9 protein-coding genes and 1 pseudogene are annotated in these 14,409 nt (G+C 64.5%); 3 read left to right on the top strand and 7 right to left on the bottom strand.

The window, feature by feature from the left end; genetic code table 11:
* Nucleotides 1-86: 86 nt before the first annotated feature.
* From ACHMW6_RS13955 to ACHMW6_RS13935, 5 genes are all read right to left on the bottom strand, one after another.
* Nucleotides 87-1,835 carry a DUF885 domain-containing protein gene (locus ACHMW6_RS13955; RefSeq protein ID WP_395407690.1) on the bottom strand — a complete coding sequence of 583 codons (1,749 nt, stop codon included), beginning with the start codon at nt 1,833-1,835 and terminating at the stop codon, nt 87-89.
* Nucleotides 1,729-3,966: an EAL domain-containing protein gene (locus ACHMW6_RS13950; RefSeq protein WP_395407689.1), complete on the bottom strand. Its 2,238-nt coding sequence runs from the start codon at nt 3,964-3,966 to the stop codon at nt 1,729-1,731. The genes ACHMW6_RS13955 and ACHMW6_RS13950 overlap by 107 nt, the downstream gene beginning before the upstream one ends.
* Nucleotides 3,967-4,078: 112 nt before the next feature.
* Complete coding sequence (locus ACHMW6_RS13945; protein WP_395407688.1) at nt 4,079-4,600, bottom strand: sugar O-acetyltransferase; 522 nt, start codon at nt 4,598-4,600, stop codon at nt 4,079-4,081.
* Nucleotides 4,593-6,236: a SulP family inorganic anion transporter gene (locus ACHMW6_RS13940; protein WP_395407687.1), complete on the bottom strand. Its 1,644-nt coding sequence runs from the start codon at nt 6,234-6,236 to the stop codon at nt 4,593-4,595. The genes ACHMW6_RS13945 and ACHMW6_RS13940 overlap by 8 nt, the downstream gene beginning before the upstream one ends.
* A 36-nt stretch (nt 6,237-6,272) precedes the next feature.
* The gene (locus tag ACHMW6_RS13935; protein WP_395407685.1) at nt 6,273-6,839 is read right to left on the bottom strand and encodes a TetR/AcrR family transcriptional regulator; all 567 of its coding nucleotides are present in this window, start codon (nt 6,837-6,839) and stop codon (nt 6,273-6,275) included.
* Between the two features lie 86 nt (nt 6,840-6,925).
* Here ACHMW6_RS13935 and ACHMW6_RS13930 point away from each other — a divergent pair, with 86 nt between their 5' ends.
* Nucleotides 6,926-7,984: an aldo/keto reductase gene (locus tag ACHMW6_RS13930; protein ID WP_395407684.1), complete on the top strand. Its 1,059-nt coding sequence runs from the start codon at nt 6,926-6,928 to the stop codon at nt 7,982-7,984.
* A 149-nt stretch (nt 7,985-8,133) separates the two neighbouring features.
* Here the strand turns inward: ACHMW6_RS13930 and ACHMW6_RS13925 are convergent, their stop codons facing one another.
* The gene (locus ACHMW6_RS13925; protein ID WP_395407683.1) at nt 8,134-9,621 is read right to left on the bottom strand and encodes a GGDEF domain-containing protein; all 1,488 of its coding nucleotides are present in this window, start codon (nt 9,619-9,621) and stop codon (nt 8,134-8,136) included.
* 161 nt (nt 9,622-9,782) lie between these two features.
* Between ACHMW6_RS13925 and ACHMW6_RS13920 the strand changes: the two genes are divergently transcribed.
* Entirely contained in the window at nt 9,783-10,766 is a 984-nt protein-coding gene (locus tag ACHMW6_RS13920) for an SDR family oxidoreductase (protein ID WP_395407682.1), read from the top strand.
* Between the two features lie 10 nt (nt 10,767-10,776).
* Nucleotides 10,777-11,808, top strand: a complete 1,032-nt coding sequence (locus tag ACHMW6_RS13915) for a Ku protein (protein ID WP_395407681.1) — start codon at nt 10,777-10,779, stop codon at nt 11,806-11,808.
* Nucleotides 11,809-11,818: 10 nt separating this feature from the next.
* Here the strand turns inward: ACHMW6_RS13915 and ligD are convergent.
* Nucleotides 11,819-14,327: pseudogene (gene ligD / locus ACHMW6_RS13910) on the bottom strand (DNA ligase D).
* Nucleotides 14,328-14,409 lie beyond the last annotated feature (82 nt).

The raw sequence follows: 14,409 nt of genomic DNA, 5'->3' as shown, positions 1-14,409 counted from the left end.
TGCAAGATGCGTGCCATGCTGCAACTGTGTATGACCGTACTTTTTCGCACCAGGCGGGGGCGATGCACCGCCTTGGTGCGGAGCGATCACTCTTTCGGGTACGGGCTCTTGCCCCCGTCGGCGATAAAGGCATCGATGCGGGCCTGCAGGACAGGCAGCGGCACTGAGCCCAGTTCCAATACCGTATCGTGGAAGGCGCGGATATCGAACTTCGGCCCCAGTGCCGCTTCGGCCTTCCTGCGCGCTTCGATGATGGCCATCTCGCCCAGGTAGTAGGACAGCGCCTGGCCCGGCCACGAGATATAGCGGTCCACTTCCGTTTCCACCTCGTGCGCGGAGAGCGCCGTGTTCTCCATCAAATACTTCTGCGCCTGCTCACGCGTCCAGCCTTTCGCATGGACGCCGGTGTCAACCACCAGGCGCGATGCGCGCCAGGCCTGGTAACTCAGCATGCCGAACACCTCGTACGGCGTTTCATACATGCCCATCTCGCTGCCCAGGCGCTCCGAGTACAGCGCCCAGCCCTCGCCGAACGCCGAGATATAGGCGTTGCGGAACGGCGGCCTGCCTTTCTGTTCCAGCGCGATCGGCATCTGGAAGGCATGGCCCGGCGCGGACTCGTGCAGCGTCAGCGCCGGCAGGCTGTAGAGCGCGCGCGACGGCAGGTTGTAGGTGTTCACCAGGTAGACGCCAGGACCGCCGCGGCCGGAGGTGTAATACGGCGCCTGCTCGGGCGGCACCGGAATGATGGCGAAGCGGCTGCGCGGCAGGCGGCCGAAATACTGGCCTACCTTGCCATCGAAGCGCTTGGCGATCCAGGCGGCGCGCATCAGCAATTCTTCCGGCGTCTTCGCGTAGAACTGCGGATCCGTGCGCAGGAATTGCAGGAAGGCCGGCAAATCGCCTTCGAACTTCACCTGCTTCATCACGTCCTGCATCTCGGCGCGGATCTTTGCCATCTCGGCCAGGCCGATCTGGTGGATCTGGTCCGCGCTCAGGTTCGTGGTCGTGAACTCGACGATCTTGGACTGGTAGTACGCCTTCCCGTCCGGCAGGCTCTCGGCCGCCAGCGGTTCACGCGCCTGCGGCACATATTCCTCGCGCATGAATTTCAGCAGCTTCGCGTGCGCCGGAATCACGGCTTCACGGATTGCCTTCAGCGCCGCCTCGCGCAAAGGCCCCTGTTCCGCCAGCGGGATATTGGACGGGAACTGTTTAAAGGGCTTGAAGAAGACCACATCCTCGGGCTTCGCCTCGGTCACGGATGTCAGCGAGCCGTCGCGCCCGGCCAGCGTGACCTTCGGCGGCGTGAAGCCGCGCTTCAGGCCAACGCGCATATTGGCGATCTCTTCGTCGAAATAGCGCGGCACGTCGTTCAGCTGCGCCACGTAATTGCGGTAATCCTCCAGGGTGCGGAAAGGCTTGCGCGCCTCGCCCGCCATGTTCGACCAGAAGGAGGAGTCCGCGTTCAGCGGCTTTTCGTATTCGCGGAAGCGCTGGTTGTCGAGCAGGGCCGCGATCTGCGCGCGGTAGACGGCGAAATTGATGCGCTCCGGCGCGGAGAGCTGCGCGGGTTTGATCGTATCGAGCTGTTTCAGCACGCCTTCCCAGTACTGCTGCCGCTTCAGCTGCGTGGCGGTATCCACGCGCGGCAGGTCGCGCTGCACGGCCTGCACATCGTCTTCGTCGTCTTCCAGGCGCTGCTGCAGGCGCCATTGCCATTCGGCCTTATAGATGCTGGAGAATTTCTGGTCGGCCGCGCTGGGAGCGGCGAGTGCTTGAACGGGGGCGGATGCGGCGTAGGCGAGGACGATGGCGGCGCACAGCAGTTTCATGGATCTCCCTGTTATTGGTCTGATTACAGATCCGGGAGTGTACGCCTTTCCCGCAGCAATGTGGTGAATTCCCGGCCGGCAATGGGCGGCTGAAGAAATAGCCTTGCATCTCGTCGCAGCCGTTCCGCTTCAGAAAAGCGGCCTGCTCGCGTGTCTCCACGCCTTCGGCAATCACGCGCATGCCCAGGTTGTGCGCCAGCGAGACAACGGATAGCGCTATCGCTGCATCGCTCGCCTTGCTCGTCACATCGTCGACAAAGGATTTATCCAGTTTCAGCACATCCAGCGGCAGGCGCTTCAGATAGGCCAGGCTGGAATAGCCTGTGCCGAAATCGTCAAGCGAGATGTGCACGCCCAGTTCCTTCAGGCGCTGCAGTGCGGCGGCGGCCTTGTCCGGATCACCCATCACCGTGCCTTCCGTGATCTCGATGCCGAGACAGCTGGGCTCCACGTCGTGGCGCCGAAGCGCGGCCTTCACCATGCGCACGGTGCTCTCCTCGTCGAACTGGGCGGCCGACAGGTTGACGGCCACCTTGATGCGCCCGTCGCCCTCATCCTGCCAACGGCGGATCTGGGCGCAAACAGAATCCAGCACCCATTCGCCGATCGCGCCGATCTGGCCATACTCCTCGGCCAGCGGGATGAAACGGTTGGGCGGCACCGAGCGCAGCACCGGGTTGGTCCAGCGCAGCAGGGCTTCGGCGCCGCGCAGCGCCCCCGTCTGCAGGCAATTCTGCGGCTGGTAATGCACCGAGAATTCGTGCCGTGCCAGCGCGCCGCGCAGCTGGTTGGCGATGGCCAGGCGGGCATGAATTTCCGCGTCCATGCTCTCTTCGTAGAAAGCGTAGCTGCCGCGGGCGGTCCGCTTGGCGCGCACCAGGGCGGTGTCGCCATTGCGCACCAGCTCCTCCAGCTGGCCGCCATCGGCCGGAGCGACGGCGATGCCGGCGCTGGCGGTCAGCGCGATATGGTGGCCTTCCACGTCCACGCCGTGCTGCAGGCCGGTCTGCAGGCGCTGCACCAGCGATACCGCTGTGCCGAATTGCGCGTCGTCGAGCAGGATGAGCAGGAACTCGTCGCTGCCCAGCCGGGCCACGGTGGCGCCCTCGCCTGCCGCCGTGGTCAAATGGCGGGCCACGGCCTGCAGGACCTTGTCGCCCAGCGGCCGGCCGTGGGAATCATTGATGTTCTTGAACCAGTCCAGGTCCAGGCACATGACCACCACGCGCTGCTGCGGCGCGCGCTTGGCCAGCAACTGTTCGAAGCGCTGGCGCGCCAGCAGGCGGTTCGGCAGGCCGGTCAGCGGGTCATGATAGGACAGGTAATCGATCATGCTCTGTCCCGCCTTGCGCTCGGTGATATCGGTCAGCACCAGCACATAGTTGGTGCGCCAGCCCGTTTCATCCCGCGCCACGGACATGCTGATCAGCCCCGGGCAGCGCTCGCCGTTCTTGCGGCGCGCCACGATCTCGCCCGACCAGTGCCCGCTGGCCTTCAGCGACTGCGCCACCGATTCCAGCTGCTCGCTGTAGCTGTTATCGGCCTGCAGCTCGCTGACGATGCGGCCGCGCACTTCCTCCTCCGTGTAGCCGAGGGTACGCGTGAAGCTGGGATTGGTGGTCAGGATATGGCCATCGGCATCGGTAATGATGATGGCGTCCAGCGTATTTTCGAAGGCCATCGAGGACAGCGTCAGGTCGGCCGTGCGTTGGGCCACGCGCTGTTCCAGTTCGGCGCGTTCGCGTGCCAGCGCGCGCTGGGCACGCGCCAGGCGCAGGTGGGCGCTGCAGCGGGCCAGCACTTCTTCCGGCTGGAAGGGCTTCGAGATGAAGTCGACGGCGCCCAGGCGGAAGCCCTGCACGCGGTCGGCCGTGTCGCTGTGGGCGGAGAGGAAGATCACCGGGATGTCGGCGCTGCGCGGGTCCGCTTTCAGCTGGCGGCAGACTTCAAAGCCGTCCAGGCCGGGCATGCGCACGTCCAGCAGGATCAGGTCGGGCGGACGGGTTTGCACTGTCCACAGCGCCAGCTCGCCGTTGGGCGCCTCGCGCACGCCATAGCCGGCCTGCACCAGGACCGCACTCAACAGCCGAAGCGACGCCGGGGTGTCTTCAACCACGAGAATCTCACCCATGTCCGGCTGCTGTTCCATCTCCAAATGCTGCGCGCTGATCATGCAGGGATGATACCGAAATTGCAATCCAGTGCAACTTTTTGTTCCTGCTGTCTCGGCGCCGCGACGGTGGCTAGCAGGACTTGACGACCTTGCAGGGATTCCCCACGGCGATGCTGTTGGCCGGGATATCCTTGCTGACCACACTGCCGGCACCGATCGTGCAGTTGTCACCGATGGTCACACCGGGCAGCACCGTCACGTTCGCCCCGATCCACACATTGTTCCCGATCGTGATCGGCAGCGCGTATTCAAGCCCCTTGCGCCGCATTTCCGGGTCGGTGGCGTGGCTGGCGGCCGAGAGCACGGTGTTCGGGCCGATCAGGACATCGTCGCCGATGGTCACCAGGGCGCAGTCCAGCACCACGAAGTTATGGTTGGCGAAGCAGTTCCTGCCGACCTTGAGGTTGTAGCCGAAGTCGCAGAAGAACGGCGGTTCGAAATACGCGTCCGTCGGTGCGCCAAGCAGACGTTGCAGGATGGCGGCGCGCGCTTCCGGCGGGGCGGCGTTGTGTTCCGCGCAGATGGCCTTGGCCTGCAGGTGCGCCGGCCAGATGGACGGGTCGCGCGGCTTGTATTCGATCTTTTTATCCATGTTGTACGCCTTGCAGGTGATCGCAGGCGATGGCGGTGCTGAGGAAGACCTTGCCGTTCAGTGTATGCAGCAGCTCGCTCTGCTTCAAGCGGTCCATCACCGGCCCCTTCACCTCGGCCAGGTGCAGGCCGATGCTGCGCCGCGCCAGGCTGGTGTTCAATTCCTTGAGCGCGAAAAGCGCCGTGGTGTCGATCGAGTTCACGGCGGACAGCACCAGCACCAGGTTGCGCGCCGTCGGGTGGCTGCGCAGCTCATCCTCGATGCGCTCGGTGACGGCTTCCACATTGCCGAAAAAGAGATTGGCGTCCACGCGCAGCACCAGCATGTCCGGCCGCGTTTCGGCGGGATAGCGCTCGATATTGCGGAAGTGCTCGCTGCCCGCGATGCGGCCCAGCACTGCGATATGGGGACGGCTGGCGCGCCAGATCAGGGTGCCCATGGACAGCGCCACGCCGACCAGGACCCCGGCCTCCACGCCGAACGCCAGCACGCCGGCGCAGGTGGCGAACCAGGCCAGCGCATCGCTGCGGTCGTAGCGCCAGGCGGTGCGCAAGGTGTCCACCTCCAGCATGCCCAGCACGGCGACGATGATGGTGGCGGCCAGCACCGGCAGCGGCAGCAATGCCAGCCAGCCCGTCGGTGCGATCAGGGCCACGGCCAGCAGCACGGCCGTGATCAGGCTGGCCAGCGGCGTGTTGGCGCCCGCGGCGAAGTTCACCGCCGAACGCGACATGCTGCCCGTCACCGGAAAGCCGCCGGACACCATGCTGGCCACATTGGCCGCCCCCAGCCCCACCAGCTCCTGGTTGCTGGACAGCTTTTCATTGCGCTTCAGCGCCAGCGACTGCGCCGCCGACATCGAAATCAGGAACACCACGAAGCCGATCAGCAAGCCCGGCTGCAGCAACGGACGCCAGTGCGTGGGCGACATCGCCACGTTCAGCTGCGGCAGGCCGGATGGCACCGCGCCCGTCGTGCGCACGCCCATCGCCTCCAGCCCCAGCAACGGCACCAGCGCCGTGCCCAGCATGACCACCAGCATCGGTGCCAGCCGCGAAGCCGTGTCCGCGGTGGACGGCTTGAGGCCCGCAGCACGCAGCAGCCGCGCGAAATGGCTGCGCGCCAGCACCAGCAGCAGTACCGCGCCGACGCCCATGATGGCGCTGGGCAGGTGGTAATGGGGGAAATCGGCGCCCAGCAGCGGCTTGACCTGGCCCAGCGCAATCACGATCGCCGAGCCGACGGTAAAGCCGCTCATCACGGGGCGGGAAAAGAAGTTCGCGACAAAGCCCATGCGCAGCAGGCCGCACAGCAGCAGCACCAGGCCGGAGATCAGGGCCAGTTGCGCGGCCAGTACCTGGTACAGGCCGGAACCGGCCGGCGCGAGCGGCCCGACCACGGCGCCCGTCATCAGGGAGACGATGGCCATCGGGCCGACGGACTGCGTCATGCTGCTGCCGAACAGCGCATAGACGATGGGAGGAAGAATGCTGGCGTAGATGCCGGTGACCGGCGGCAGGCCCGCCACCAGCGCATAAGCCATGCCTTGCGGGATCATCATCATGGCGACCACGATACCCGCGCTGATGTCACCGGGCAGCTGGCTGCGCCTGTACTTCCTCAACCATTGCAACATTCAATATCCGAAAGAACTGGGGAAGGCGCAACCTTATCACGCCTGCCCCAGCTGCGCGACTGTCGCCGCCAGCATTTCCTTCGACAATTCCGGATCATCCACTGCCCGTGCCAGCACCAGCCCGCCAATCATCATTGCATAGCTGGCGATAGCGCGTTGGCGCGCCTCCTCCGCGTCGCCGGGCAGCGCCTTGGCCAGCATGTCCAGCTGGGCAGCGATGCCGGCGGTCAGCGCATGCTGCACGGACTTGCCGGCGCGCGAGACGTCCGGCCCCAGCGAAGCGACGACGCAGCCGGCGCCCGCATTGTCGCGGTGGATTTCGTTCAAATAGGAGCGCGCCAGCTCGCCCAGCGGATCGGCCGGATTGCGGTCGATGCGCTGGCGCCATGTCTCGACCGAGCCGGCGATGGCCTTGCCGCAAGCCTCGGCCAGCAAGTCTTCCTTCGACTCGAAATGGCCGTAGAAGCCGCCGTGCGTCAGCCCTGCTCCCTTCATCAGGTCGGCCACGCCGATGCCGTCATAGCCCTTCTCCCGGAAAAGCTTTGCTGCTACTTCAACAATGCGTTCGCGGTTAAGCGCCGCCTGTTCCCTGCTCACTCTCATGATCTGCCCTTGACTTTAATAATTATGGTCGTAATATATCATGCATTCGATGACGAGCGTCATCTAAACATTTTAGCGAGGTTCGCATGCAATACAAGAATTTTGGCCGCCGCACTGGACTGCGTGTCTCCGAACTGGCGCTCGGCACGGGCAACTTTGGCACGGGCTGGGGCCATGGCGCGGAGCGCGATGAAGCCAGGTCCATGTTCGATGGCTACCTCGAGGCGGGCGGCAACTTCATTGACACCGCCGATGGCTACCAGGGCGGGCAGGCTGAAGTAATGCTGGCGGATTTTATCGCGCCGGAGCGCGATCGCCTCGTTCTGGCGACCAAATACACGCTGGGCGCGGCCGGCCAGGCGACGGTCCACACGACCGGCAACAGCCGCAAGACCATGGTGCAATCGGTCGAAGCCAGCCTGAAACGCCTGGATACCGGCTACATCGACCTGCTGTGGGTGCACTTCCCCGACGGCCATACGCCGATGGAGGAAATCCTGCGCGGGCTGGATGACCTGGTCCGCTCCGGCAAGATACTGTATGCGGGCCTGTCCAACTTCCCGGCCTGGCGCGTGGCCCGTGCCGACGCCATCGCCGAACTGCGCGGCTGGGCGCCGATTGTCGGCATGCAGATGGAATACAGCCTGGTGGAGCGCAGCGCCGACCGCGAAGCCCTGCCCATGCTCGATGCCCTGGGCCTGGGCGGCGCCCTGTGGTCCCCGCTGGGCGGCGGCCTGCTGACCGGCAAATACCGCAATAACGAGGAAGGCCGCCTGCAGGGCCTGAACGGCTTCCTCACCCATACCGAAAAGACGGAACGCGACCGCCACACCGTCGATGCCGTGCTGGCGGTGGCCGCGGAACTGGACGCTACGCCCACCCAGGTGGCGATCGCCTGGCTGCTGCACCGCGATGCCGTGTCGCACACGGCGCTGGTGCCCATCCTCGGCCCGCGCACGCGCGCCCAGCTCGATGGCACGCTGGGCGCACTGAAGCTGAAACTCTCAACGGAACAGGTCGCGCGGCTGGATGCCGCCAGCGCCATCGTCCTCGGCGCGCCCTATGAAGTGAACGCGCAGACTTCCGTCCGCATCGCAGGCGGTCAGCCGGAATTGCTGCTCCCGTCCAAACTGCCCGTCGCATAAGTTGCACCGTGCTTGAGAAGATTTGAGGACACACTGGTCGTGCTTTTGCGGCGTCTCGCCATCGGCGGGCCGCCGTTTTTTTTAGAACCCACGGCCCAAAGCAGGTGTCAGGCACGATGTGCCTGACACCAGGTTCACGCCGTGGGTTTTTATTTGGCCATCGCCAGTTCGACGCAGTTGCGTCCGGCGCGCTTGGCGCGGTGCAGCGCGCCGCTCAGGCGGCGCAGCGCATCCTGACCGCCCTCGTCCGGCGCCATCTGGGCCACGCCGAGGCTGATGGTCACGGTGTCGCAGCCCGGCAGCTCGGTACCGGCGATGGTCTCGCGCAGCTTTTCGGCCAGCTTCAGCGCATCGATGGCTGTGGTGTGGGTGGCAATGATCAGGAATTCCTCGCCGCGCATGCGCGCCAGCGTGTCCGAATTGCGCAGGCGCGACTGCACGGTGCCGGCCACCACGCGCAATGCCTGGTCGCCGATCGGGTAGCCGTAGATATCGTTCACCGAGCGGAAGTTGTCGATGTCGAAGGTAATCATGGCCAGCGGCAGGCCATAGCGGCGCGCGCGGCGGATCTCGCTGTCCAGCACGCGCTCGCCCTCGCGGCGGTTGACGGCGCCCGTCAGCGCATCGATCGTGGAAATATCAGTCAGCGTGCCGGCCAGCGCATCGTTCTGCTGGCGCAACTCGCTCATCGCCAGGCCGAAGCTGATGAATTGGGCCAGGCTGGTGAAGCAGGAGAAATGCTCGCGCGAGAATTGCACATGGCGGTCAAACATCAGGCTGACGGCGCCAAGGATCGGACCATTCGGCTCGCTGCGCAGCGGGATCGCCAGCACCATGCGCACGCCGTGATCATGCAGGGCCAGCGCCATTACCGGCTCGCCCGCTTTTTCCGGCGCGTCCAGCAGCACCAGTTCGCCCGAACTGACGGCCAGCAGCGGCGGGAACACGTCGCGCAGCGGAGATTCGAGCAGGCGCTGGCTGCCGCCGGCCAGCGCGGCGATGTCCAGATGATTGGGCGCTTCCTGCGCCATCACGGTGAGATTGCCGCGCTCCCCCATCTGCAGCAGGGCCGTGTGGCACACGCCGGGGAAAGAGCCCAGCGCGAGACAGATCTGCGCGGCCATCGCATGCGGTTCCTCCATGCGGCACAGCGCGCGCTGCAGGCTGCGCTGGATTGCCAGCAGGTCCCGCAATTCGGCTTCCTTGTCCAGCAAGGCTTGCTGGGCGCTCGCTTGCGGATCGAGCGGCCCGCGCAACATGCCTTCGACGACTTCGCGCAGGTCCTTGTCGAGAATGGGGCTGATGCGGTATTGCAGGGGGCCGCAGGCCATCAGCTCGGGGATCCAGACCGTGCTGCCATAGGGGCAGATCACCAGCACCGGCTCGCCGTCGCGGGCGCGCACAAGACTGCTGAGGGCTGCCAGGTCGGCCGCACGGGACGTATCGTAGCCGCCCAGGTCCAGCACCAGCAGTGCAATACGGTGCTCGGTCAGCAAGTCCTGCGCCACGCCGGCATTATCGGCCGTCAGCAGACGGCCGAATACTTCCCCACAGGCTGCCTGGAATTCGGCGCGCCGATCGCTTGCCGGGTTGACGAACAGTCCTACTGGGGCCGGGCGGCTTTCGCTTGGCGACATGGCATTCCCCGCAATTGTTGTTGATTGTTGTTATTTAAATTACATCCCCGTAGTTTGCCATAAATTCAATTCTTGCAACATCCTTTTTATGTGAGGACGCGCACTGTTCGCATCGCTGTGAGCGCCAATACTGGGCTTTCCCAGAGGAGGAGAGCACCAAAATGGCACATAACGAAAGCAAGTCCGATGCGGGTAATCTGCAACGCGAAGTCCAGCAGGAGCAGGACCAGCGCGACCGCTCGGCGCAGCCCGGGAAAGAAAGCAAGGAAGCGGCGCAAACCGGCACACATGACTTTCCCGGCACGCCGCTGCCGGACCAGCACCTGCAGAAGCCAGGACTGGAGCACCAGATGAAACTCAAGCCGCAGTTCATGGCGCCCGACTACTGCGGCAGCGGCAAGCTGCACGGGATGGCGGCCATTGTCACCGGCGGCGACTCCGGCATTGGCCGCGCCGTGGCCGTGCTGTATGCACGCGAAGGTGCGGACCTGGCGCTCGTCTACCTCAGCGATGAACAGGAAGATGCCGCGGAAACGAAACGCTGCGTGGAAGCCGAAGGCCAGCGCTGCCTCCTGATTCCCGGCGATGTGCGCGACCCCGTGTTCTGCCGCCACGCCGTCGATGAAACAATCCGGGCCTATGGCAAGGTCGACATCCTGGTCAATAATGCCGCCTTCCAGGAACACGCGGATTCGCTGGAGGATGTCTCCGAAGAGCGCTTCGACCTGACCATGAAGACTAATATCTATGGCTACTTCCACATGGCGAAGGCCGTGCTGCCGCATATGAAGAAAGGCGCGTCCATCATCAATACCGGTTCGGTGACGGGCCTGCGCGGATCGAAGAAGCTGCTCGACTATTCGACCACCAAGGGCGCGATCCATGCGTTCACGATGTCGCTGGCCTCGAATGTGCTGGAAAAAGGCATACGCGTGAACGCCGTGGCCCCCGGCCCGGTGTGGACGCCGCTGAACCCCGCCGATGCGCCGCCCGAACGCGTGGCGAAGTTCGGCGAGGGCACCGACTATCACCGTCCCGCACAGCCGGAGGAACTGTCCCCCGCCTATGTGTTCCTGGCCGCGCCATCGTGCGCGAGCTATATTACAGGTATTGTTCTGCCCGTCACGGGCAGCGTTGGTGAGTAAGGAGACGGCCATGGCACGCTCGCTCTGGAAAGGCGCCATCAGCTTTGGCCTGGTGCACATACCGGTCGAGCTGTACTCTGCCGTGCAAGCGCACGACCTCGACCTCAGCATGCTCGACAAGCGCGATTTTTCGCCCATCGGCTTCCGCCGCTATAACAAGAGCACCGGCAAGGAAGTCACCTGGGACAATATCGTCAAGGGCTATGAGTATATGGACGGCGAGTACGTCGTGCTGTCCGAGGAAGACCTGCGCCAGGCCGATCCCAAGGCCACGCAGACCATCGACATCCAGGCTTTCGTGGATGCCGATACCGTGCCGCTGACTTTCTACGACACGCCCTACTACCTCGGCCCCGGCCGCGGCGGCAACAAGGTGTATGCCCTGCTGCGCGAAACGCTGAAGAAGGCGGGCAAGGTGGCCGTGGCCACCGTAGTGATCCGCACCAAGCAGCACCTGTGTGCGCTGGTCGCCGTGGGCAACGGCATCATCATGAATACGCTGCGCTATGCGACCGAAATCCGCAGTCCGGAAGACCTCAAGCTGCCGGGCAGCGCCAAGACCGAAGGCATCACGGACAAGGAATTGCAGATGGCGCTATCCCTGGTCGAAGGCATGAGCGATGAGTGGAATCCCGCGGATTACCACGACACCTATCGCGAGGACGTGCTGAAGATCGTGGACAAGAAAGTCAAGGCCGGCCAGACCAAGACCATCACCGCGCCATCCGGCGAGGAACCGGCGCCGAAAGCTTCCAATGTAGTCGACCTGGTGGCCCTGCTGAAGCAGAGCCTGGGCGGCGCCAAGCCGTCGAAAGGACGCAAGACGGCCGCCGGGGAAGAGCCGGCCGAAGAGGAAAGCGGAACCGCCGACGAGGAAGAAGTGCCGGCGCCCAAGCCGCGCCGCGCTGCAGCAAAAACCGGCAGCACACGCGCTGCGGCGGGCCGCAGCGCCACTTCACGCAGCACGTCGTCGCACACTTCCGCGAAATCGGCGGCCAAGAAGGCCCCGGCCAAGTCCACCACCCGCCGCAAAGCCGCCTGATAGGCGCCGCTCAGATCACGCCCAGCTGTTTCATGGCCGCCGTGATGCTGGCGGCGCTTTTCGTATAAGCGGCCCAAGGATCGTTTCCCTTGTCCAGCCGTGTGTGGGCGTTCTGCACCGTCCACTGGTCGCCGGCGCGCAGGCCGGCCAACTCATCCCACTCCACCGGCACGGAAATGCCCAGCCCCGGACGGGTGCGCGCCGACCAGGCGGCAGCCGTGGTGGCGCCGCGTCCATTGCGTAGGTAATCGATGAAGATCTTGCCGATGCGGTTTTTCGGTCCGCTCTTGAAGGCAAAGCGCTCAGGCAGCGTGCGCGCCATGTGTTCGACGACGGCCTTGCTGAAGGCTTTCACCGTATCCCAGTCGTAGTACGGCTTGACCGGCACCACCACGTGCAGGCCCTTGCCGCCGCTGGTCTTCAGGAAGGCCGGCAATCCAAGCTCGTCGAGGAAGGCATGCATGAGCTGAGCCGCTTCCTGGATCTGCGGCCACTCGACGCCCTGGCCGGGGTCGAGGTCGAAGATCATGCGGTTGGGCTTTTCGTAGTTCTTGCCGAAGGCATTCTGCGTATGGAACTCGACCACATTCCATTGCGCCGCCGAGAGCAGGCCCTCGGTGGTGGCGATTTCCAGCATCGGCGGATGGTCAGGGTCCAGCGCCTGCGGGAATTGCTTCACGCCGGGCAGCTTGCCGACTTCGGAGTGCTTCTGGAAGAACAGCTCGCCCGACACGCCGGACGGTGCGCGCACCAGCGCCAGGGGCCGGCCCTTCAGGTGCTCGATCGCCAGCGCGCTGACCAGGGCGTAGTAGCGGATCAGGCCAAGCTTGGTCATGCCGGTCGTCGGGTCGATGATCCGGTCCCGGATTGGCCACCTTCAGCGACGCGGGAAGGCGGCTCGCCAGCGTGTGCGCCTTGCCCGCCCCTTCCGCAGCCAGGGCTTCGACATCGTCCGTGTGCGCTGCCTTTTCGCGTTCAATGCCTTCCGGCTTCTTGTCCTCGCGCAGGCCCTGGAACACGGGATGCCGCACCGACCCGGTGCGCGTCCATTCGCTGAAGCTCACTTCCGCCACCAGTTTCGGTTTCACCCAGTGCGACTTCTTCGCTATCGCCTTGGTGGAAGCGAACGGGCTCTCGGCCGTGTCCAGTTTCTTCAGCCGTGCGGTCAGGTCGCGCAGGGTCTTCTCATTGAAGCCCGTGCCCACATTGCCCGCATAATGCAGCTCGCCATCCTTGCCGTACACGCCCAGCAGCAGCGAGCCGATGCCGATGCGCGAGCCCTGCGGATCGGTATAGCCGCCGATGACAAACTCCTGGCGCTGTCCGCATTTCAGCTTGATCCAGTCGCCGGATCGGCGCGAAGTATAGGCCGAGTCGCGCCGCTTGCCGATCACGCCTTCCAGTCCCATCTTGCAGGCCGCCGCCACGATTTCGGCCGGCGTGGCGCTCAGCTCAGCGCTGAAGCGCACCGTGCCTTTCGCCGGCAGCTTGCCCAGGGCCTTGGCCAGCAGTTCGCGGCGTTGCACCAGCGGGACCTGGCGCAGATCATAGCCGTCAAGGAATGGCGCGTCGAACAGGAAGTACACGATACTGGCGGTACGCGCGCCGTCGAAGGCTTGCTGCAGCAGGCCGAAATCAGGACGGCCCGTTTCATCGTGGACGACGATTTCGCCGTCATACCAGCCGTCGGGCAGCTTCATTTTCGCCAGCGCGGCGCGCAGCGGTTCCATCCTGGCAGTCCAGTCGTTGCCGTTGCGCGTGATCAGTTTCACTTCCTTGCCTTCGATGCGGGCCAGGATGCGGTAGCCATCATATTTGACTTCGAACACCCACTCCTCGAAATTGTGCGGAGGCTCATCGACCAGCGTCGCCAGCTCCGGTGACAAGGTCTGCGGCATGCGCGCTTTCTCGCCAACTTCGGATGCGTCGGCAGGCGCCGGAACAGCTACCGCGGCAGCAGCCCCATTGGGCATGGGCAGCGTCTTCACGCTGTCGGGCATCTCATCCACCACGCTGAATTCGGCGGCGGGGCGCACGTATTCGTCCCTCTCCTTGATGAGCAGCCAGGGCTCCTGCTTCTCACCCTTGCCCTTCATGCGCACCAGCGCCCAGCGCCCGTGCATCTTGTGGCCGCGCAGCTCGAATTTCAGGCTGCCCGCCCTGTAGCCCTTGCGAGGATCTTCCAGCGGGTGCCAGGTGCCCTTATCCCAGATAATGACCTTGCCGGCGCCATACTGCTTCTCAGGGATGGTGCCTTCGAATTCATTGTAGGAAATCGGATGGTCTTCCACATGCACGGCCATGCGCTTGTCGTGTGTATCGTAGCTGGGGCCTTTCGGCACGGCCCAGCTTTTCATCGTACCGTCGAGCTCAAGGCGGAAGTCATAGTGCAGACGGGACGCCCAGTGCTTCTGGATGACGAAGACGCGGTTTTCCCCGCCCTCTTTTCCGCCTTCGGCAGGTTCCGGCGTGACATTGAAGTTGCGCTTGGCCTTATAAGTCTTCAGTGCGTCTTTCATAGTCCACCGTAGCGCGCCGCCGCGGCGCTGACAGTACGACAGCTAACAATTGTAAGCATTTTCGCTAGTTGTAACGATGTGT

The organism is Pseudoduganella sp. UC29_106 (assembly GCF_044055365.1).
Classification (GTDB): Bacteria; Pseudomonadota; Gammaproteobacteria; order Burkholderiales; family Burkholderiaceae_D; genus Rugamonas.
This window is presented reverse-complemented; position numbering and strand designations above follow the sequence as displayed.

Bases quoted from the DNA above. Each gene is read 5' to 3' on its own strand.
- ACHMW6_RS13920 (WP_395407682.1), top strand. From the start codon at position 9,783: ATGGCACATAACGAAAGCAAGTCCGATGCGGGTAATCTGCAACGCGAA.
- ACHMW6_RS13955 (WP_395407690.1), bottom strand. From the start codon at position 1,835: ATGAAACTGCTGTGCGCCGCCATCGTCCTCGCCTACGCCGCATCCGCC.
- ACHMW6_RS13925 (WP_395407683.1), bottom strand. From the start codon at position 9,621: ATGTCGCCAAGCGAAAGCCGCCCGGCCCCAGTAGGACTGTTCGTCAAC.
- ACHMW6_RS13950 (WP_395407689.1), bottom strand. From the start codon at position 3,966: ATGGGTGAGATTCTCGTGGTTGAAGACACCCCGGCGTCGCTTCGGCTG.
- ACHMW6_RS13935 (WP_395407685.1), bottom strand. From the start codon at position 6,839: ATGAGAGTGAGCAGGGAACAGGCGGCGCTTAACCGCGAACGCATTGTT.
- ACHMW6_RS13930 (WP_395407684.1), top strand. From the start codon at position 6,926: ATGCAATACAAGAATTTTGGCCGCCGCACTGGACTGCGTGTCTCCGAA.
- ACHMW6_RS13940 (WP_395407687.1), bottom strand. From the start codon at position 6,236: ATGTTGCAATGGTTGAGGAAGTACAGGCGCAGCCAGCTGCCCGGTGAC.
- ACHMW6_RS13915 (WP_395407681.1), top strand. From the start codon at position 10,777: ATGGCACGCTCGCTCTGGAAAGGCGCCATCAGCTTTGGCCTGGTGCAC.
- ACHMW6_RS13945 (WP_395407688.1), bottom strand. From the start codon at position 4,600: ATGGATAAAAAGATCGAATACAAGCCGCGCGACCCGTCCATCTGGCCG.